Raw genomic sequence first — 20,328 nt, 5'->3', positions numbered from 1 at the left:
TATGGCGACGAGTTTCAGGCCAAGATGGGTGCTGAAGGCGTCAAGGAGCTGTTGCAAAACCTCGATATCGAATCTGAAATCGAAAAACTCCGCAATGATCCGAGTGGCTCCGAGCTCAAAATCAAGAAGAATACCAAGCGCTTAAAACTGCTCGAAGCGTTCCGCAAGTCCGGTATCAAGCCTGAGTGGATGGTGCTGGACGTGTTGCCTGTGCTACCTCCCGACCTGCGCCCGCTGGTTCCGCTCGACGGAGGCCGGTTTGCGACGTCTGACCTGAATGACCTGTATCGTCGCGTCATCAACCGCAACAGCCGTTTGCGTCGCCTGTTGGAACTCAAAGCGCCGGAAATCATTGCCCGCAACGAAAAACGCATGTTGCAAGAGGCGGTTGACAGTCTGCTTGACAACGGACGTCGTGGGAAAGCCATGACCGGTGCCAACAAGCGTGCGCTCAAATCGCTGGCCGACATGATCAAGGGCAAGTCGGGCCGCTTCCGCCAAAACTTGCTCGGTAAGCGGGTCGACTACTCGGGTCGTTCGGTGATTGTGGTGGGGCCCACACTCAAGCTTCACCAATGTGGATTGCCCAAACTGATGGCGCTTGAATTGTTCAAGCCATTCATCTTTGCCCGGCTGGAAGCCATGGGCATTGCCACCACCATCAAGGCGGCCAAGAAGGAAGTCGAGACCGGCACACCAGTGGTGTGGGACATTCTGGAAGAGGTCATCAAGGAACACCCGGTAATGCTCAACCGTGCGCCCACGCTGCATCGGCTGGGCATCCAGGCTTTTGAGCCAATCCTGATTGAAGGCAAAGCCATTCAGTTGCACCCCTTGGTCTGCGCGGCATTCAACGCTGACTTCGACGGTGACCAGATGGCGGTGCACGTACCCCTGTCGGTGGAAGCCCAAATGGAAGCCCGCACCCTCATGCTGGCATCCAACAACGTGCTGTTCCCGTCCAACGGCGAGCCGTCCATCGTACCGTCGCAAGACGTGGTGCTGGGCCTGTACTACACCACCCGTGAAAAAATCAACGGCAAAGGTGAAGGCCTGGTGTTTGCCGATGTGGGCGAGGTACAGCGTGCGTTTGATGCCGCTGAGGTGGAGATGCACAGCCGCATCAATGTGCGCCTGACCGAGTACTCGAAAGACAAGGTTTCTGGTGAGGTGTCTCCGTCGACCAAATTGTGGGAAACCACCGCTGGCCGGGCGTTGTTGTCCGAGATCCTGCCTAAAGGGCTGCCGTTTGCTTTCATCAACAAGCCCTTGAAGAAGAAAGAAATCTCGCGGCTGATCAACGCGTCATTTCGCAAGTGTGGGCTGAAAGAGACCGTGATTTTTGCGGACAAGTTGCTGCAGTATGGTTTCCGGCTGGCGACACGTGCAGGCATCTCGATCTCGATCGAGGACATGTTGGTTCCCACTGAGAAGCCGGGCATCATTGAGCGTGCCGAGAAGGAAGTGAAGGAAATTGGCGACCAGTACACCTCGGGTCTGGTGACTTCAGGTGAACGCTACAACAAGGTGGTCGACATCTGGGGCAAGGCGGGCGATGAAGTCTCCAAAGTGATGATGGGCCGCCTGTCCAAGCAAAAGGTCATCGACCGTCATGGCAATGAGGTTGATCAGGAGTCGTTCAATTCGATTTACATGATGGCCGACTCGGGTGCGCGTGGTTCTGCGGCGCAGATCCGGCAGGTGGCCGGTATGCGGGGTCTAATGGCCAAGCCCGATGGCTCGATCATCGAGACGCCCATCACGGCGAACTTCCGCGAAGGTCTGAATGTGCTGGAATACTTCATCTCTACCCACGGTGCACGGAAGGGCTTGGCCGACACCGCGCTGAAAACAGCCAATTCGGGTTACCTGACGCGTCGTTTGGTCGACGTGACGCAGGACTTGGTGGTGACCGAGCAGGACTGTGGCACTCATGGCGGCTATCTGATGCGCGCCATCGTCGAGGGTGGCGAGGTGATTGAGTCCTTGCGTGACCGTATTCTGGGGCGTACTGCCGCAGAAGACGTGCTGCATCCCGAGAACCAGTCGGTTCTGGCTGAAGCGGGTGTCATGCTGGATGAGGATCTGATTGAAGAACTGGAACTCGCCGGTGTCGACGAAGTCAAGGTGCGCACCGCGCTCACTTGCGAAACACGCTTTGGCATTTGTGCCAAGTGCTATGGCCGCGACCTGGGTCGTGGTGGCCTGGTGAATGGCGGCGAGGCCGTAGGGGTGATTGCGGCGCAGTCGATCGGTGAGCCTGGTACGCAGTTGACGATGCGGACCTTCCACATCGGTGGTGCTGCCTCGCGTGCGGCCATTGCCTCCAGCGTTGAAGCCAAGTCCAATGGCATCATTGGCTTCAACACCACGATGCGTTATGTGACCAATGGCAAGGGTGAGTTGGTGGTGATTTCCCGCTCCGGCGAGATCATCATTCACGATGAGCATGGTCGTGAGCGTGAGCGTCACAAGGTGCCTTATGGTGCCGTGCTGACCGTGAAAGCAGACCAGACCGTCAAGGCCGGCACCATCCTGGCCAACTGGGATCCGTTGACTCGACCCATCATCACCGAATTTGCCGGTCGTGCCCACTTTGAGAATGTGGAAGAAGGCCTCACGGTGGCCAAGCAGGTCGACGAAGTGACTGGTTTGTCAACCCTGGTGGTGATCGATCCGAAGCGCCGTGGCTCGGCCAAAGTGGTGCGCCCGCAAGTCAAGCTGATTGACGCGAGTGGCAACGAGGTCAAGATCCCGGGGACCGACCACTCGGTGACGATTGGTTTCCCCATCGGCGCGCTGGTTCAGGTACGTGACGGTCAGGATGTAGGCCCAGGTGAAGTGTTGGCACGTATTCCGGTCGAAGGTCAGAAGACCCGTGACATTACCGGTGGCCTGCCGCGTGTGGCCGAGCTGTTTGAAGCGCGTAGCCCCAAAGACAAGGGTGTGCTGGCTGAGATGACGGGTACCATTTCGTTCGGTAAGGAAACCAAAGGCAAGATTCGCCTGCAGATTACCGACCCGGATGGGAAGGTCTGGGAAGAACTGGTGCCCAAGGAGAAAAACATCCTGGTGCACGAGGGCCAGATCGTCAACAAGGGCGAATCGGTGGTGGATGGACCGGCTGATCCGCAAGACATTTTGCGACTGCTGGGTGCCGAAGAACTGGCGCGTTACATCGTCGACGAGGTGCAGGACGTCTACCGCTTGCAAGGTGTGAAGATCAACGACAAACACATTGAGGTGATCGTGCGCCAGATGCTGCGACGGGTGGTGGTTGAGGCCGCCGGTGATTCGACCTACATCGTTGGTGAGCAGGTTGAGCGTTCTGAGATGCTCAATACCAATGACGCGCTGCGCGCTGAAGGCAAAATACCGGCCACCTTCACCAACCTGTTGCTGGGTATTACCAAAGCATCACTGTCCACCGACAGCTTCATCAGCGCAGCGTCGTTCCAGGAAACCACCCGGGTACTGACCGAGGCGGCGATCATGGGTAAACGGGATGAATTGCGTGGACTGAAAGAAAACGTGATTGTGGGTCGCCTGATTCCGGCCGGCACCGGTATGGCTTACCACGACGCCCGCAAAGCCCGTGAGAACATGGACGACGCCGAGCGACGCGCCATCGCGGAGGCCGAGGCCGCTGAACTGGCTGCAGACCAGGAAGCAGAAGTGGGTGAAGACGCCGCAGCCGACTAACAGCCTAAGCAAATAGTAGAGCGCCTCAACCCCGTGGAATATGGGCTTGAGGCGTTTTTATGTCTAGTCTCCCCTTATGACTCAAACTCAGCCACCGTTGTGGCGACAGCTGCAACAGGTCAGCACCGTGCTGCAGGCGATTCTCGTCGGCCGGTCCGGCACCGCAGCCCTTAACGATGTGCCTGATTGGACGCGGCCAGGCGTGCAGGCGCTGAGTTTCGCCGTCTGGCGGCAACTCGGGCGCGCGCAGGCTTTGCGCAAGCATTTGGCAGCACGTCCACCGCCAGCGCCGGTTGACGCGCTGCTGTGTGTGGCACTGGCCCTGGTCTGGCAAAAAAACGCTGCGCAATATGACGAATTCACCTTGGTCAATCAAGCCGTAGAAGCGGCCAAACGTACGCCAGCAACCAGGGCCCATGCCGCTTTCATCAACGCCTGTCTGAGGCGTTTTTTGCGTGAACGTGTGGCACTGCTGGCGCGCACGGACGTCGATCTGGTGGCGCAGTGGAACCATCCCATCTGGTGGATCAATCGCTTGCAATCCGACTGGCCAACACGCTGGCAGGCGATCTTGCGAGCTGCGAGTTCACCTGCTCCCATGACCTTGCGCGTCAACGTACGAAAGAGCACACAAACCGACTACCTGGCGCGCCTGGCACAAGCGTCCATCCAAGCTGTGCCAGTCGGTGACAGTGGTGTCATGCTGCTTGACCCAAGGCCGGTTGCAGATATTCCAGGTTTTGGCGATGGTGTGGTGTCGGTGCAGGACGGGGCTGCCCAGACGGCCGCCCCTTTGTTGCTTTCTGGTTGGACGGCGCGGGTTGGCATGCGTGTACTGGATGCCTGTGCGGCACCCGGCGGGAAAACAGCCCATTTGCTTGAGTTGGCTGATCTTGCTTTGACCGCAGTCGATGTGGACCCCGAGCGTTGTCAGCGCATCCAGCAGACCTTGCAGCGTTTGGGGTTGCAGGCCGAGGTTCAGGTTGCTGACGTCGGCAACGTCGCCTCATGGTGGTCCGGGGAGTTGTTCGATGCGGTATTGCTGGATGCACCGTGTTCCGCTTCGGGTATTGTGCGCCGCCATCCAGATATTCCTTGGTTGCGGCGATCGACCGACATTGAACAGCTGGCTGCCAAACAGAAAGAACTGTTGCGCAGACTGTGGCCGGTTGTGAAACCAGGGGGGCGTTTGCTGTATTGCACCTGCTCGGTGTTCTCAGCTGAGGGGCAGCAGCAAACCGACACATTCCTGGCCACGCATGCCGATGCCCGTCTGTTGCCAAGTCCTGGCCATCTGTTGCCTCTTGACAACGCAGGCAGTTCGATCACCAAGGACAATCAGGCTCATGATCAAGACGGCTTCTACTATGCACTGCTGGAAAAAAAGGCTGCTTGACACGCTGCTGTTTCTTCTCGCAGCGGTCGTGGTCGGCACCGCGACAGGCGTCATGGCACAGGAGTCTGCCGGCAATGGTGCGCAGATCAAGCTTGAAAAATTCGATGGTGGTTTATGGCTTTCTGCCCAGGTCGATTTTGAATTGGCTCCTGTGGTCGAAGATGCGCTTCTCAAGGGTGTGCCTATTTTCTTTGTGGCGCATGTGGATGTGTTGCGCGAGCGTTGGTACTGGAAGGACTTGCGTATCGCGGCGGTGCGGCGTCAGATGCGCTTGTCTTACCATCCTTTGACACAGCGCTGGCGGCTCAACATTTCGCACGGAGATGTGCAGGATGCTGCGCCTGGCTTGGTACTGAATCAAAATTTTGATTCCTTGTTGGAAGCGCTTGGCCCGGTCAAACGGATCTTTCGCTGGCGTGTTGCAGACTTGAGCGAACTTGATCCCGGTGCCGCGCATCGGCTGGAGTTCAGCTTCGCTCTGGACCTGACACAACTGCCCCGGCCCTTGCATATCGGAACGTTCGGGCAGTCCGACTGGTCGATTGCGCGAACGGTTGCCCGCAAACTTGAGCCGGAGCCCGGCAAGTGACTCGGATGGCTGTTGATGAGCGGCAAGACGCTGCGGCGAAGAAGTTGCGTACGTTGCGTTGGCTGATCGGACTAGGTTTGACCGCCATGGTGGCCGTCGGGTTGGTACTGCTGTTTCTGCTGACACAGGCCACCACCAACCGGGATTTGTACGAGCGAAATTACGCCAGACTGTTTGTGCTGAATGTGGTCGTTGCGTGCCTGCTGTTGCTGGTGATCGTCTGGATCGCCTATCGCCTGCTAAAGCGCTTGCAGCAAAAAAAGTTTGGCAGTCGGCTGCTGGTCAAGCTGGCTGCGGTGTTTGCATTGGCTGGTTTCGCGCCGGGCGTGCTGATTTATGTCGTGTCGTACCAGTTTGTAGCGCGCTCGATTGAGAGCTGGTTTGATGTCAAAGTCGAAGGGGCCCTGGCTGCGGGTTTGAACCTGGGGCGCACCACTCTCGAAGCCCTGTCAACCGACTTGGCCGGCAAGGCCCGCGTTGCGGCGGTGCAGCTGTCGGCAACGCCCGATGTGAGTGCAGCCTTGCCCTTGGAGCGTGCGCGGGAAGCAATGGGCGCGGACGATCTCATGCTTTGGAGCGCATCGGGCAAACTGATTGCGGCCGCTGGTCAATCGCGCTACCAGTTGACGCCCGAGCTGCCATCGCAGCAGCAGTTGCGCAACGCCCAACTGCGTCGATACGTCACCTGGATCGAGGGCTTTGACGACGGCAGCACGGCAGACCCCTCCTCAGCGCGGATCAAAGCACTGGTGTTGGTCAACAGTAGCGACTATGGCGCGCTGGTAGAGCCGCGCTTTCTGTTCGCCATCAAAGCCTTACCCACAACGTTGGTCAGCAATGCCATGGCGGTCTCCCAAGCCAACCAGGAGTATCAGGAGCGGGCGTTGGCGCGAGATGGGCTTCGGCGTATGTACATCGGCACCCTGACGCTCAGTCTGTTTCTTGCGGTCTTTGGCAGTGTGTTGCTCGCGGTGGTTCTAGGTAACCAGATTGCCCGGCCCTTGCTGCTGCTCGCTGATGGGGTGGGTCAGGTTGCAGCCGGAGACTTGACCCCGAAAGCCAGCCTTGCTGGAAAGGACGAGCTGGACGGACTGACGCGCTCATTCGCGCAGATGACCCAGCAGTTGTCTGACGCGCGCCAGACCGTGCAAGGCAGCATGCTGGCAGTGAGTGCCGCCAAGGCGAACCTTCAGACGATTCTGGACAATTTGACCAGCGGCGTGATTGTGCTGGATGCGACGGGTGCCATACGATCCTCCAACCCAGGTGCTACACGCATCCTCAAGCTGCCCTTGACCGCATTTGAGAACAAGCGTCTGTCCGACATTGGCGGCCTGGAAGATTTTGGTCACAGCGTCCAACGCCAGTTTGACGCCTTTCTTACGCATGGTAGTGAACGCCGCATGGATCATTGGCAGCAGTCATTTGAGTTGGGTGACACCAGTGGTGGTCAGATCGGTCGAACGGCGAATGATGCGGTGACTTTGGTCGCACGCGGAGCGGAGTTGCCTGACAACCAGCGTTTGCTGGTTTTTGACGATATTTCTGAAATAGTTTCTGCTCAGCGTGCCCAGGCCTGGGGTGAAGTGGCCAGGCGCCTGGCGCACGAAATCAAGAACCCGTTAACGCCCATCCAGCTCTCCGCCGAGCGACTGGAGAAAAAGCTGACCGGCAAGGTCGCCGCAGTCGAGCAGGCACTGCTCACCAAATCTGTCAAGACCATCGTCGATCAAGTTGACGCCATGAAACGCCTGGTGAACGAATTCCGGGACTATGCGCGCTTGCCGGCGGCAGAACTTAGCGCGGTTGACCTCAATGTCCTGGCACAAGACGTGCTTGCCATGTACACCAGTGAAAAATCTGCAGACCTGTTTGTTCCCGACCTCGATCCGTGTTGCCCGCCGGTGATGGGAGACGTGCAGCAATTGCGACAGGTACTGCACAATTTACTGCAGAACGCGTTGGATGCAACCGTCAGTGCGGGACGGGCCGATCCGCAGCATCCAGTCGTTCTGAAGACAGAATGGCGCGGTGCCACCAAGCGGGTTCGCCTGAGTATTCTGGACTGTGGAACAGGTTTTCCTGAGAACATACTGAAACGAGCGTTTGAACCGTATGTCACGACCAAAGACAAAGGCACCGGTCTCGGCTTGGCGGTGGTCAAAAAAATTGCCGACGAACATGGCACACGGGTGGAAATCACCAACCGGCAATTGGACGGTGTACTGTGCGGAGCCCAGGTATCGTTATCATTCGCCATCGAGCGTGGTGCGACCGCCCAGGCAGGCTAGCCCACCTCTGCATACTAAGTTTTTCAAGGGACGAACGACGCTATGGCAAACATTCTGGTAGTGGATGACGAACTAGGCATCCGTGACTTGCTGTCAGAGATCCTCAACGACGAAGGGCATTCTGTCGAGGTTGCTGAGAATGCGGCACAAGCGCGCGCTTCGCGCCAGCGTGAACGTCCGGACCTGGTATTGCTGGATATCTGGATGCCTGATACGGATGGGGTCACCTTGCTCAAGGAATGGTCTGCGACCGGTGCTCTCACGATGCCAGTCATCATGATGAGTGGGCACGCCACCATTGACACGGCAGTGGAGGCCACACGGATTGGGGCGCTGGCTTTTCTTGAAAAACCCATTACCCTGCAGAAACTGCTGAAAGCCGTGGAGCAGGGACTGTCCAAAGGCTCGATGCGTCGGCTCACGGTTCCTCCCGCTGCGTTGCCTGCCCGAGGCGTGGACGGTGTTCCCTACGCCTTGGAGTCGGTCAGTTCGGTGGCGGAGCTGGTACCTGAGGCAGGACCGCAGGTGACGCAGACGTTTATGCTGGACAAACCGCTGCGCGAAGGGCGAGACGAGTACGAGAAAGCATATTTTGAGTTTCATCTGGCCAAGGAAAACGGATCCATGACCCGTGTTGCCGAGAAGACCGGACTTGAGAGGACGCATCTTTATCGCAAACTCAAACAGTTAGGCGTAGATTTGTCTCGCGGAAAGCGGGCATAAATTGCGGGGTGTCACCGCGAAACCGGATCTGGTGCTGGTATACTGCGCAGCCTTGGCCCGGTAGCTCAGTCGGTAGAGCAGAGGACTGAAAATCCTTGTGTCGGTGGTTCGATTCCGCCCCAGGCCACCAAGCTAGTATTGGAAACCCTGCTACTTAATCGGTAGTGGGGTTTTTCTTTTTGTGCTGCTTGGTCTGTATGCAAACTGCCCAAATCCAGTGTCAGCTGGTACCACAAGCGTGCCGGCGCATTGTCAGTCGTCCACCAGATATACGCATGGCATTCAGGTGGGGTATCGCGCCGACGACTTGGTCGTGCCCGTTACTGGGGGCAAGTTGCACTGGACATAAGGGCCGCCAGCTCTTAAGATTTCATCGAGCAGATGCAGGTCTGTTAGTGTCATTTCAAACCCCACGGAGAACACATGACCAAGGCAGAGTTCATTTTCTGGACGTATTTCAAGGGAACCGAGTCTGAGAAAGCCGACTGGCGTGTCGCCAATCAGGCTTTTCTGCATGCTGCCCTGGCGGCAGTTCAGGGTGGCGACGGCAATGACAGTGAGTTTCGCGTGGCCGAGCCGGCAGATTTGTCGGTCTTGCTGGTCATCGACGACATGCCTAGTCAAGTTCTGGTTCAGTCTGATGGCGAGGCCGATGTGCATTGGCTCGAGGGTGCTAGCCGTCGCTATGTCCGACGCGATCTGGCGGATCCAGTCAGTGTCACCTACAACCGGTTTGGCAAGGTCAAACGCAAATCCTGGCTGAATGCGGACGGAACCATCACAGAACGTTCATACAACCCCTGATGAAAATCCCTGTTGGTTCGTGAGTCCATGCGTTTTGATGTGGCTCAGTTAACTTGTCCGAGTATCAGTTCGCGCTGGGTTGCGTTGATTTGACCACCGAGTAACGTTGCAAGGTGCGTGTCCGGGCGATGTCATGCGCCACCATCGGGACCGGATAGTCCATCCCCAGTCGCACGCCGGCCGCCTGCAATTCCAGGGGTTTGGCGGTCCAGGGTGCATGAATGCTGTGATCGGATAGCGCCGCGAGTTGTGGCAGATAGCGGCGAATGAACTTGCCCTGCGGGTCAAACTTCTCGCTCTGGCTGACCGGATTGAAGATGCGGAAGTACGGTTGTGCGTCGCAGCCAGTGGAGGCAATCCATTGCCAGCCCCCATTGTTGGCAGACTGGTCGAAGTCGTTGAGGTGACGCGCAAAATAGGCTTCACCCCAACGCCAGTCCAAGCCCAGGTCCTTGACCAAAAAGCTGCCGACCACCATGCGCAGCCGGTTGTGCATGTAACCAGTCTGGTTGAGCTGGGCCATCGCCGCATCCACCAAGGGATAGCCCGTTGCTCCGGTGCACCAGGCGGCAAAGTCGGACTCCGCCTTGGCACCTTGCTCCCACGCAATGGCATCGTACTCAGACTTGAATGCCTGTGTTGCCACATGTGGAAAATTCGCCAAGATCGAAAAGTAAAACTCCCGCCACACCAGTTCACTCAACCAGACTGCTGCACCTTGGCTGCCCGCCAGCTGGCGTTGTCGCGCCGTTGCTGCCAACTGGCGAACCGAAACGGTACCGAAGCGCAAATGCACGCCAAGGTAGCTTGGCCCTTTCACTGCCGGAAAATCGCGTGTGAGGTGGTAAGTGTCCATTCGCTCAAAAAAGTCAGCAAACAGCGCTGCTCCACCTTGCGCGCCAAGCGGGATATTCAAGGTGCGCAGATTGCTGGCGGCAAACCCGATGTCCTCAAGCTCAGGTACCGGCGTTCGCAGGTTGGCTGGGCGTTCTGCCAGGCGCCGTGCGAACGGTCGTACATCGTGCTCGCAAAGGTCCTGCGCTTGCAGTCGGGCCATCCAGTTGTTCTTGTACGGTGTGAAAACGCCGTAGACCTTGCCGCCCTGGGTCAGAATTTCGCGTTCCTCAAAGATCACATGGTCTTTACAGGTGCGAAAAGCAACCCCGTGGTGATGCAATGCCTGTGCCACCTGCCAGTCTCTTGCGCGTGCTTGTGGCTCGTAATCGTTGGCAGTAAACACGGCTTGCACTCCCAACAGCTGGGCCATGTCAGGTATCTCCTGGCTTGCCACGGCGTGGCAGACGATCAGCCCCGCGTGCGCCTTGCCGCTAAGTGCACGCAAGGCCTGATCCAGTTGTACCAACGATTCGCGGATGAACTCCACCCGGCGATCCACACGGGGCAGCGGGTCGAGGATGGCACGGTCAAAGACAAAAACACAGTGCACCTGGCGACATTGACTGAGTGCCGTGTGCAGGGTCACGTTATCGTCAATGCGCAAATCTCGCCTGAACCACATCAGGCCGGTATCAAAGTGAGTGCTCATGTTGGCCGTAAAATTGTTCCATGCCCTCCGATTCTGCCCCCATCAACCTGACGAATCATTTCCTGATCGCCATGCCCGGGCTGCAGGATGAACTGTTTGGCAGCAGTGTGGTGTATCTGTGTGAACACAGCCAGCGTGGTGCGCTTGGTTTGGTGATCAACAAACCCAGTGAGGTGACGCTGAAGAGTCTGTTTGACAAAGTCGAATTACCCATGACCCGTAGTGACCTGCTCAACGCTCAGGTCTACCTGGGTGGCCCGGTGCAGACGGATCGCGGCTTTGTACTGCATGAGGCCACTTTTGCAGCGGCCGACAAGCCGGCAGAACCAGTATTTGCCTCGACCATGAGCATACCCGGTGGGTTGGAGTTGACCACCTCCAAGGATGTGCTGGAGTCGATTTCTACTGGCGGGGGGCCGCGCAAAGTGCTGGTCTCTTTGGGCTATTCCGCGTGGGGCGAGGGACAACTGGAGTCTGAACTGGGCGAGAACAGCTGGCTGACCGTACCAGCCGACAGTCGTTTGATTTTTGATACGCCGGTCGCACAGCGTTATGAGCAGGCCTTGCAACTGCTAGGGTTGCAGGCATGGATGCTGTCGCCAGACGCCGGGCATGCCTGAGACGTTCTTGCGGCCATGATTTTGTATCAAATATGACTCTAGCGCTTACAGATAAAGCAGATGTAGCTACGCAAGTAGTAGCGAAGCAATACCAGACATTCTTGGCGCTGGACTTTGGCCTCAAACGGACTGGCGTGGCGGTGGGCAACCGGCTGCTACGCACCGCTCAGCCACAAGGCAGTATTCAGGCAGAAGGCGATGCGCGTTTTGTCAAGATTGCCCAACAGCTCAAAACCTGGCAACCCGACGCCCTGGTGGTGGGGGTGCCTTTTCACCCGGATGGCGCCGCCCATGAGAACACGGCGCGGGCCCGGCGTTTTGCGCGCCAATTGCATGGACGTTTCCGCCTGCCGGTGTATGAGGTGGACGAGCGCTACAGTACCACCGAGGCGCACGCTCAGGGCGCGCGCGACGCAGATGCTGCCGCAGCCTGCATCATTCTGGAACAGTTTTTAAGGAACTTGCCATGACCACAAGCCCCTCTGAGTCTGCCGACGTCCGCAGCACTGGAGCCCTGATGCTCGACGCCGAAGCGCTTTACGGCGAGCTGATGCAAAGCATCCGCGCCATTTTCCGACCCGGCATGCGTTTGCTGGGTGTGACCTCGGGCGGCGCTTGGTTGGTACAGCGCCTGCAGCGGGATCTGGCGCTGCAGGATCCGGTGGGCATCATCTCGTCAGCCATGCACCGTGACGACTTCGCGCAGCGTGGCCTGACGGCGACGGTGCAAACCAAGATTCCGTTTGATGTCAATGGCGCGCAAATCGTGCTGCTTGACGACGTGCTGTTCACCGGGCGCACCATCCGCGCGGTGATCAACGAGCTGTACGACTTTGGCCGCCCGGCCAGCGTGAGGCTCGCCGTGTTGGTGGACCGTGGCGGGCGCGAGCTGCCCATTCACGCCGACATTTGCGCCGCGCGCATCAGCCTGCCGGCGACGCAGTCGCTGTCGCTGGCACAAGATGCTACAGGTAAGTTCAGTTTTAATTTGAAAGCGCATTAAGCATGTTGTACAAGCGCAATCCGCAGCTCAATCAAAATGGTGAGTTGATCCATCTGTTGTCGACCGAGGGTCTGCCCAAGAGCATCCTGACCCAGGTGCTCGACACGGCCAGCAACTTTGTCGCAGTGAGCGATCGCGAGGTCAAGAAGGTGCCTTTGCTGCGTGGCAAAAGTGTGTTCAACCTGTTTTTCGAGAACTCCACCCGAACCCGCACCACCTTTGACATTGCCGCCAAACGATTGAGTGCGGACGTCATCAACCTCGACATCGCCAAGTCGTCGGCGTCCAAGGGAGAGTCGCTGCTCGACACCATCGCCAACCTGAGCGCCATGGCAGCCGACATTTTTGTCGTGCGCCACAGCGAGTCCGGCGCCCCCTACCTGATCGCCCAGCACGTCGCACCACATGTGCATGTGATCAACGCCGGTGATGGCCGTCACGCCCACCCGACGCAGGGGCTGCTCGACATGTACACCATCCGCCACTACAAGAAGGACTTTGCCAACCTGACGGTGGCCATCGTCGGCGACGTGCTGCATTCACGCGTGGCCCGCAGCGACATCCACGCACTGACCACGCTGGGTTGCGCCGAGGTACGGGTGGTCGGACCCAAGACGCTGGTGCCCGCCGACATGGTTCACATGGGGGTGCGTGTCTGTCACACGCTCGAAGAAGGCATCAAAGGCTGCGATGTGATCATCATGCTGCGGCTGCAAAACGAACGTATGAGCGGTGCGCTATTGCCCTCGAGTCACGAGTTCTTCAAGAGCTTTGGGCTGACCCCCGAGAAACTGCAACTGGCCAAACCCGATGCCATCGTGATGCATCCCGGTCCGATCAATCGAGGGGTGGAAATTGACTCGGCGGTGGTGGATGGTGCACAAAGTGTGATCCTGCCCCAGGTCACATTCGGCATTGCCGTGCGCATGGCGGTGATGAGCATTGTGGCCGGCAACGAAGCCTGAACGCATCAAACAACAAGAGCATCATGATGGACCAAGCAAACAACGTGTTGATCCGCGGTGGACGGGTTCTCGATCCGGCCAGTGGGTTTGATAAAAAAGCCGATCTGGCGCTGACGGGATCTACCGTGGTCGCCATTGAAAATGTCGCACCGGATTTTCGGCCGGATCGGGTGATTGACGCCAGTGGCTGTCTGGTGCTGCCGGGTCTGGTGGACCTGGCGGTGCGCCTGCGTGAGCCCGGCTATGAACACGCCCAAATGCTCGACTCTGAAATGGCCGCCGCCGTGGCCGGCGGTGTGACCAGCCTGGTGTGCCAGCCCGATACTGACCCGGTGCTCGATGAGCCGGGCCTGGTCGAGATGCTGCGTTTTCGCGCTGAAAAGCTGCGCCTTGCGCGCGTCTATCCCCTGGGTGCGCTGACGCGAAACCTGCAAGGAGCCACCCTGACCGAGATGGTTGAACTGACCGAGGCCGGGTGTGTCGCCTTCAGTCAGGCTGAAGTTGCCTTGACCAACACGCAGATTTTGCAGCGGGCCCTGCAATACGCCAGTACCTTTGGCTATGCGGTATGGCTGCGTGCGCAAGACGGTTTTCTGGGGCAGGGTGTGGCCGCCAGCGGGCCCCTTGCCACCCGTATGGGCTTGTCTGGCGTGCCGGTGGCGGCCGAGACAATTGCGCTGCACACGCTGTTTGAGCTGATGCGTGCCACTGGCGCAAGGGTGCATGTGTGCCGTATCAGCAGTGCCGCTGGTGTGGAGTTGGTGCGCCAAGCGAAGGCGCAGGGGCTGGCACTGAGCTGCGATGCCAGCATCAACTCGCTGCATTTGATGGACACCGACATTGGCTACTTTGACAGTCGGGCCCGGCTGGATCCACCGTTGCGTCAGCAGCGCGATCGCGACGCTTTGCGTGCAGCGCTGGCGGACGGCACCATCGATGCTTTGGTGTCGGACCATACGCCGGTGCAGGACGACGCCAAAGCGCTGCCGTTTGCCCAGAGCGAGCCCGGGGCTACGGGTGTCGAGCTGCTGCTGAGTCTGGCTTACAAATGGCATCTGGACACAGGCGTGGAGTTGCGTCGGGCGTTCTCGGTGGTCACCGACCGTGCCGCGGCTGTGCTAGGTCCAGCGCTGGGTTCGCGCCAAGCGCGCACCGGCCAGCTGAAGCTGGGTGGCCTGGCGGACGTGTGTGTGTTTGACCCGACAGCACACTGGCAGGTCACGGCGAACAACTTGCGCAGCCAGGGCAAACACACACCTTTTGCCAATTACGAGTTGCCCGGTCGAGTTCGCTGTACCGTGGTTGGCGGACGTGTTGTGCATTCGGTCTGACGCTTACGGCGGACTCGCCCTTAAACTCTGGTGTACGTCGGCCGAATCAATCCCGACATCAGTGGCTCAGCTGTGTCCCAATAAGGTGTGTTTATGGTGAATCAAGTGCAGGAGACCAACCCCCCAGCGTTGGTGAAATCAGACAAGACGTTTGAGTCGGCTGCCGATCTGTTTCGTGTGATGTCAGCCCCCATGCGCTTGAAAATCATCAACTGTTTGTGTGATGGCGAGAAAAACGTCAGCTATCTGTTGACCAAAGTCAACACCACGCAGCCCAACATGTCGCAACACCTCAACACCTTGTATCAAGCGGGAATTCTGGGCAAGCGCCGCGATGGTGTGCAAATCTTCTATCGCATTGCTGACCAGCGCATCGTCTCGATTTGTGAGGCAGTCTGCCACGACATTGCTGCCAAGTCGCCCGATTGATCATGGTCGACGCGGTCTAAGGCGCTAACACTCGGCGCCCTTGGTCGGTTGAACACCTGCGTCATGCGGGTTTGTACCGTATGGATTTGGTGCGTGTCAAAGTACCATCAATACATCAGACACCACTGATACACAAAAAAACGTGCGGTGAAATCGCGGTTTCGCTGCGAATACGGGCTCTCTTTCCGAGGAACACAATTGAATCACTCACTCAAAGCACTCACTGGGGTCAGCCTAGTGGTCCTGTCGACCTGGGCCAGCGCTGACGCGTTGCAGGTGCGGGGTATGGCCGCGTCCTGCTCTGCTTGTCATGGCACGCATGGTATTGCCCAGCCTGGCATGGAAAGTCTGGCCGGCGTGGCCAAGGAAGATTTCGTCAAGAAAATGATGGACTTCAAAACCGACAAAAAGCCCGCCACGCTCATGCATCAGTTGTCCAAGGGCTTCACCGATGCGCAGATCGAGCAGATGGGTGCCTACTTTGCTGCTTTGAAGAAATAAGGGAGACCAGAATGAAACGTCGTTTATTTGTCGGTTCGATGGGTGCGGGCTCAATGCTCGGTGCGCTGGGTGGTCTGAGCCTGCTGTCGGGTTGCGCCACGTCGGGGGGTGGCAATGGCCCCAAGGTGGTCGTGGTGGGTGGCGGTTTTGGGGGTGCCACCGCAGCCAAATATGTTCGGATGTGGTCGGACTATGGGATATCGGTGACCCTGGTGGAGCCCAATACGTCTTTTGTGTCGTGCCCGATCTCCAATCTGGTGCTCGGTGGGGTCAAGACCATGGCGGACATCACGTCCAGCTATGACAGCTTGTCAAAGGTCCATGGTGTGCAACTGGTGCGCGACTCAGTGACCGCCATCGACGCCGAGAAGCGGGTGGTCAAGCTCGCCGGTGGCAGCGAGCTGCCCTACGACCGGCTGATTTTGTCGCCTGGCATCGACTTCATGTTTGAGACCTTGCCTGGCATGGCCAGCGCGGCGGCCAAAGACAAGGTGTTGCACGCCTGGAAGGCCGGCGCCCAGACCGTGGCGCTGCGCCAGCAACTCGAAGCCATGCCCGATGGGGGTGTTTATGCGCTGTCGATTCCGCAAGCACCGTACCGCTGCCCGCCCGGCCCGTACGAGCGCGCATGCCAGGTAGCCAGCTACTTTGCCAAAGCCAAGCCCAAGTCCAAGGTGCTGATTCTTGACGGCAACGACGACGTCACCTCCAAGGGCCCACTGTTTAAAAAGGCCTGGGCTGAGCGCTACAAGGGCATCGTGGAATACCGTCCCAAACATGTGTTGACCGACGTTGACGTGGCTGGCAATACGCTCAAGTTTGAGTTCAGCGACGACGTCAAAGCCAATGTGCTGAATGTGATCCCGCCCATGCGCGCTGGGGCAATCGCTGTCAGCAGCGGGCTCGCCACGGCCAACAAGCGCTGGTGCGAGGTTGACTTTTTGACCTTCGAAGCCAAGGCTGCCAAGAACATTCATGTGCTGGGCGACTCGATCCAGGTGGCACCGCTGATGCCCAAGTCCGGGCACATGGCCAACCAGCACGCCAAGGTGTGCGCTGCCGCCGTCGTGGCTTTGTTGACTGGCAAAGAGGTTAACAGCGCCCCGGTGTACAACAACACTTGCTATAGTTTTGTAAGCCCTGAAGATGTTGTTCATGTGGCGAGCGTGCATGTGTATGACCCAGCCAAAAAGACCATGGTGACCGTGCCCGGCTCGGGCGGCGTGTCTAAAGCCGCCAACGAGCTCGAAGGCCGCATTGCCATGGGCTGGGCCCGTGGCATTTGGACAGACACACTGGGTTGAGGCCTATGCGCTGGAAGACTGTATTGACCGCGGGGATGGCGTCGCTATTGCTCGGGTCTGCCTGGGCACAGGCGGACGCCGAACGGGCCAAAAAGCTGGTCTCAGGCTCGTGCTTTTTGTGCCACGGTGAAGACGGCGAATCGGCCAGTGAGGTTTTTCCCAAGCTGGCCGGTCAGCATGCCGAGTACATTGCCAAGCAGTTGGAAAATTTCAAGTCGGGCAAACGCAAAAGCACCGCCATGGCCGACATGTCGGCACGCCTGACTGCTGACGAGATGGTGGCACTGGGCAAATATTTTGAGAGCAAGACTTCACCGCCGGAAACCATCAAGGACCAGGACCTTGCCGGCGTTGGTCGCTACATCTTCAATCATGGCAACAAGTTCAGCGGTCTGCCAGCCTGCGCCAGTTGCCACGGTAAAGATGGGCTGGGTACAGCGTCGTTGCCGCGCCTGGCAGGTCAGTATGCGTCGTATGTAGAAACCCAGCTCAAGCTCTTCAACAAACGAGAGCGTAACAACGACAACGCGGTAATGCACTCCATTGCCGCCAATTTGTCGGCGCTGGAAATGGCGGCAGTGGCGGAGTACATCAGCGGCAAGTAAGTTCGCTGAAGTGGTTTCAGGGCGCAGTGCGCACAGGCGCTATGGCAGTTGCTGACCCTGTGACTTGTGCCTGGCGATCGATGATCCGGTCGGTTAGGCCAGCTCCCAGCCACATTCCGACCAGTGACAGCCAGGCGGTGGTGGCGAAAATCGACCCGCCGGTGATACCTGCACCGACTGCGCAACCGCCGGCGAGCATCGAACCAAACCCCATGAAGATGGCGCCAAAAATATACCGACGCATGCTGTAGCCGTCGCTGAAACCTTCCAGTTTGAAGTCACGACCCACCCAGGCACCGACAAACGAACCTAAAAACACCCCCGGGATCAGACCAAAACTAAAACCCATCGCTGGCGCGGGAGATGCCAGAACCCGCATCAACCATTCGGCCGAGGGTCCGCTGAAGGTAAGACTTTGAACCGGGACCACCTCGAAAGAATGACTTGCCACCAGGTAACTGAAACCCCACCCGGCGGCCACCATCAGGCCTGTACCAATGCCGCCAACCCATTTCCAAAACCCCCACCCGCTGCGCACCGAAAAAAACAGCGCCGCCAACAACCACACCAGGCCAAAGAAAAGTCCCCCCCACGGGCCGGCACCGCTTAGGGCCAACAGATCACGTGAATGACCCCCTTGCACCACCCACCATCCACTGATGCTTTCCCGCCACGGCGCCAGGCTGCCAGCCAGGGCCGCCTGTGCGGTCACTGCAAATATCAGCCCCGACAGCAGCGCTCGCAGATTGCCGTTGGCGGACAGGACCAGCAAGCGGCTGGCGCAACCTCGGGTCAGGATCATGCCAATACCAAATAGCAACCCCCCGATCAGCGCACCAGACAGACTGCCTGTTGCAGAGATTTGGCGTGCTGCCGTTGTGTCCATGTGGTGCGTCACGATCAACAATTGCACCCCCACCACGGCAGCAGAAAACGTGAGTAGCCAGACTGCAATTTTTTCACCAAACTTGCGATGCCAGAACTCCAGGGTGGCGGCACGCAGGCAAAACTTGGAACGTTGGGCGAAAAAACCAAAGAGAGCGCCAATCACCAGTCCGCCACTTGCCAGGACGGGACCCTCCCCATACGCCTCAATCACGCTGGCAAAGCTCATAGTCGCCTCTTTATAGAAAGTTTCGCTTATATTACACCTACATAACGAAAATTCCTGTCGGGCCCGGTTGCACTGATTAGTGTGCCAAAGCCAACGACGGAACCTACTGATCTGAGGGGATTCATGAACTGTGTTTCCGGTTTGTCTGTTGATCTAGGGCGACGCCAATGTCTGATCGGCGCTTTGGCCGCGATGAGCTGCGCCCGCAGTTTGCCCGCTTTCGCCAACCAGCTCCCCAGCACAGATTCGCTGCCCCGGGAACTGGCATTGGCGCTGGGGCGTGGTCATCCGTTGCTGGTCATGGTGACGCTGGAGGGGTGCCCGTTTTGCAAAATCGCCCGCGAAAACTATTTGGTGCCATTGCAGCGTGAACAGGGTTTGCCAATTGTGCAGATCGATATGCGCAGTCGGCACATGGTGCAGGGTTTTGTCGGCCCTGAGCAGACGCAGGAGAGTCTCAGTCGCAGTTGGTCCATCAAAGTGGCACCGACCGTGCTGTTTTTCGGCCGTGGCGGGCGGGAGGTTGCGCAGCGTCTGGTGGGTGCCTCTCTGCCCGACTTTTATGGCAGCTATCTCGACGAGCGTGTTCGTCAGGCACAAGCTTCTTTACCCCAATGAAAAAGGTTGAATCCATGATTCCGATCAAAACTGAATCCGCGTGGCGCGGCACCTCCGATTGCCGCAATTGCGGCATTCGAGAGATGGTGTTATTTGCCAACCTCAATGAACATGATTTCACGCAAATTCATGCGCCCATTGATGATCTGGAGTTTTCCCAGGGTGCCGCCATTTATGCAGAAGGCAGTAGTGCGCAGGGCGTCTTTACCCTGCGTAGTGGGATCGTGAAGTTGGTGCGCAGCACGGTGGACGGACGACAGCGCATTGTGCGTGTATTGCGATCAGGTGACGTGATTGGGCTGGAAGCGCTGGCGTCGGTGCAGTACGACAGCGATGCCATTGCCTTGACTTCAACCTCAGTGTGCCGCATTCCATTGAGCGTGATCCAGAAACTTTCATCAGGGAGCCCGCGGCTGTTGGCTCAATTGATGCTGAAGTGGCAACAGACACTCAAGGATGCCGATGATTGGTTGGCTGATCTGAATTTTGGCACTGCCCGCCAGCGGGTCGGCAATCTGGTTCTGAAAATGCGCACCGCAGAGAACAGTGCCATCTCGATGTTGTTTTCGCGTGAAGACATGGGGGCCATGCTGGATTTGAAACTCGAAACGGTGAGCCGGGAAATCAGCCGTTTGGTACGTGAAGGCACGATTGAACCTTTGGATAAGCAGGGGCGCATTTATCGGGTTTGCCATCCCGAGCGAATCCCGGCGCATTGATCGAACAGCCCTGGAACTGAGGTGCCGTCGTGGGGAAAATACCACGTGATTTCGTTATTTGGGCACCA

General features: G+C 58.2%; 19 protein-coding genes and 1 tRNA gene. 18 read left to right on the top strand and 2 right to left on the bottom strand.

Features of this window, described 5'->3' with window-relative positions; genetic code table 11:
- The 7 genes from rpoC to KBF66_RS09540 form a co-directional block, all read left to right on the top strand.
- Positions 1 to 3,702: DNA-directed RNA polymerase subunit beta' (gene rpoC, locus KBF66_RS09570; RefSeq protein WP_296655639.1), on the top strand; the 3,702-nt coding region annotated here is incomplete at its 5' end.
- A gap of 76 nt (positions 3,703 to 3,778) precedes the next feature.
- Positions 3,779 to 5,098 carry a 16S rRNA (cytosine(967)-C(5))-methyltransferase RsmB gene (rsmB, locus tag KBF66_RS09565; RefSeq protein WP_296655637.1) on the top strand — a complete coding sequence of 440 codons (1,320 nt, stop codon included), beginning with the start codon at positions 3,779 to 3,781 and terminating at the stop codon, positions 5,096 to 5,098.
- A complete protein-coding gene (locus KBF66_RS09560; protein WP_296655635.1) occupies positions 5,070 to 5,687 on the top strand; it encodes a DUF4390 domain-containing protein in 618 nt (205 codons plus the stop codon). The genes rsmB and KBF66_RS09560 overlap by 29 nt, the downstream gene beginning before the upstream one ends.
- A 5-nt stretch (positions 5,688 to 5,692) precedes the next feature.
- On the top strand, positions 5,693 to 7,978 hold the full coding sequence (locus KBF66_RS09555; protein WP_296655631.1) for an ATP-binding protein: 2,286 nt from the start codon (positions 5,693 to 5,695) through the stop codon (positions 7,976 to 7,978).
- A gap of 42 nt (positions 7,979 to 8,020) precedes the next feature.
- On the top strand, positions 8,021 to 8,701 hold the full coding sequence (locus KBF66_RS09550; RefSeq protein ID WP_296655627.1) for a response regulator: 681 nt from the start codon (positions 8,021 to 8,023) through the stop codon (positions 8,699 to 8,701).
- Between the two features lie 54 nt (positions 8,702 to 8,755).
- Positions 8,756 to 8,831: transfer RNA gene (locus KBF66_RS09545), tRNA-Phe, on the top strand.
- A gap of 293 nt (positions 8,832 to 9,124) precedes the next feature.
- Positions 9,125 to 9,505 (top strand): hypothetical protein, encoded by a 381-nt coding sequence (locus KBF66_RS09540; RefSeq protein WP_296655623.1) that lies wholly within the window; start codon positions 9,125 to 9,127, stop codon positions 9,503 to 9,505.
- Positions 9,506 to 9,569: 64 nt separating this feature from the next.
- Here the strand turns inward: KBF66_RS09540 and KBF66_RS09535 are convergent, their stop codons facing one another.
- Positions 9,570 to 11,051 (bottom strand): deoxyribodipyrimidine photo-lyase, encoded by a 1,482-nt coding sequence (locus tag KBF66_RS09535; protein ID WP_296655619.1) that lies wholly within the window; start codon positions 11,049 to 11,051, stop codon positions 9,570 to 9,572.
- A gap of 20 nt (positions 11,052 to 11,071) precedes the next feature.
- On the opposite strand from KBF66_RS09535, the gene KBF66_RS09530 reads away from it, so the two are divergent.
- From KBF66_RS09530 to KBF66_RS09490, 9 genes are all read left to right on the top strand, one after another.
- On the top strand, positions 11,072 to 11,671 hold the full coding sequence (locus KBF66_RS09530; protein ID WP_296655616.1) for a YqgE/AlgH family protein: 600 nt from the start codon (positions 11,072 to 11,074) through the stop codon (positions 11,669 to 11,671).
- 32 nt (positions 11,672 to 11,703) lie between these two features.
- On the top strand, positions 11,704 to 12,141 hold the full coding sequence (gene ruvX, locus KBF66_RS09525; RefSeq protein WP_296655611.1) for a Holliday junction resolvase RuvX: 438 nt from the start codon (positions 11,704 to 11,706) through the stop codon (positions 12,139 to 12,141).
- Entirely contained in the window at positions 12,138 to 12,674 is a 537-nt protein-coding gene (gene pyrR / locus KBF66_RS09520; protein ID WP_296655608.1) for a bifunctional pyr operon transcriptional regulator/uracil phosphoribosyltransferase PyrR, read from the top strand. The genes ruvX and pyrR overlap by 4 nt, the downstream gene beginning before the upstream one ends.
- A gap of 2 nt (positions 12,675 to 12,676) precedes the next feature.
- Positions 12,677 to 13,639 (top strand): aspartate carbamoyltransferase catalytic subunit, encoded by a 963-nt coding sequence (locus KBF66_RS09515; protein ID WP_296655604.1) that lies wholly within the window; start codon positions 12,677 to 12,679, stop codon positions 13,637 to 13,639.
- A 26-nt stretch (positions 13,640 to 13,665) separates the two neighbouring features.
- A complete protein-coding gene (locus KBF66_RS09510) occupies positions 13,666 to 14,970 on the top strand; it encodes a dihydroorotase (RefSeq protein WP_296655600.1) in 1,305 nt (434 codons plus the stop codon).
- A gap of 93 nt (positions 14,971 to 15,063) precedes the next feature.
- A complete protein-coding gene (locus KBF66_RS09505; protein ID WP_296655595.1) occupies positions 15,064 to 15,399 on the top strand; it encodes a metalloregulator ArsR/SmtB family transcription factor in 336 nt (111 codons plus the stop codon).
- A 198-nt stretch (positions 15,400 to 15,597) separates the two neighbouring features.
- The gene (locus KBF66_RS09500; RefSeq protein ID WP_296655588.1) at positions 15,598 to 15,900 is read left to right on the top strand and encodes a class I cytochrome c; all 303 of its coding nucleotides are present in this window, start codon (positions 15,598 to 15,600) and stop codon (positions 15,898 to 15,900) included.
- 11 nt (positions 15,901 to 15,911) lie between these two features.
- Positions 15,912 to 17,204, top strand: a complete 1,293-nt coding sequence (locus KBF66_RS09495; protein WP_296655585.1) for an NAD(P)/FAD-dependent oxidoreductase — start codon at positions 15,912 to 15,914, stop codon at positions 17,202 to 17,204.
- Positions 17,205 to 17,209: 5 nt separating this feature from the next.
- Entirely contained in the window at positions 17,210 to 17,809 is a 600-nt protein-coding gene (locus tag KBF66_RS09490) for a c-type cytochrome (protein WP_296655581.1), read from the top strand.
- 16 nt (positions 17,810 to 17,825) lie between these two features.
- Here the strand turns inward: KBF66_RS09490 and KBF66_RS09485 are convergent, their stop codons facing one another.
- Entirely contained in the window at positions 17,826 to 18,923 is a 1,098-nt protein-coding gene (locus tag KBF66_RS09485) for a YeeE/YedE family protein (protein WP_296655579.1), read from the bottom strand.
- 123 nt (positions 18,924 to 19,046) lie between these two features.
- Here KBF66_RS09485 and KBF66_RS09480 point away from each other — a divergent pair, with 123 nt between their 5' ends.
- Complete coding sequence (locus tag KBF66_RS09480) at positions 19,047 to 19,541, top strand: hypothetical protein (RefSeq protein ID WP_296655576.1); 495 nt, start codon at positions 19,047 to 19,049, stop codon at positions 19,539 to 19,541.
- 14 nt (positions 19,542 to 19,555) lie between these two features.
- The gene (locus tag KBF66_RS09475; RefSeq protein WP_296655573.1) at positions 19,556 to 20,260 is read left to right on the top strand and encodes a Crp/Fnr family transcriptional regulator; all 705 of its coding nucleotides are present in this window, start codon (positions 19,556 to 19,558) and stop codon (positions 20,258 to 20,260) included.
- Positions 20,261 to 20,328 lie beyond the last annotated feature (68 nt).

This window comes from Rhodoferax sp. (genome assembly GCF_018063565.1).
Classification (GTDB): Bacteria; Pseudomonadota; Gammaproteobacteria; order Burkholderiales; family Burkholderiaceae_C; genus Rhodoferax.
Note: the sequence above shows the minus strand (reverse complement) of the source record. Positions and strands in the feature narration are given on the sequence as shown.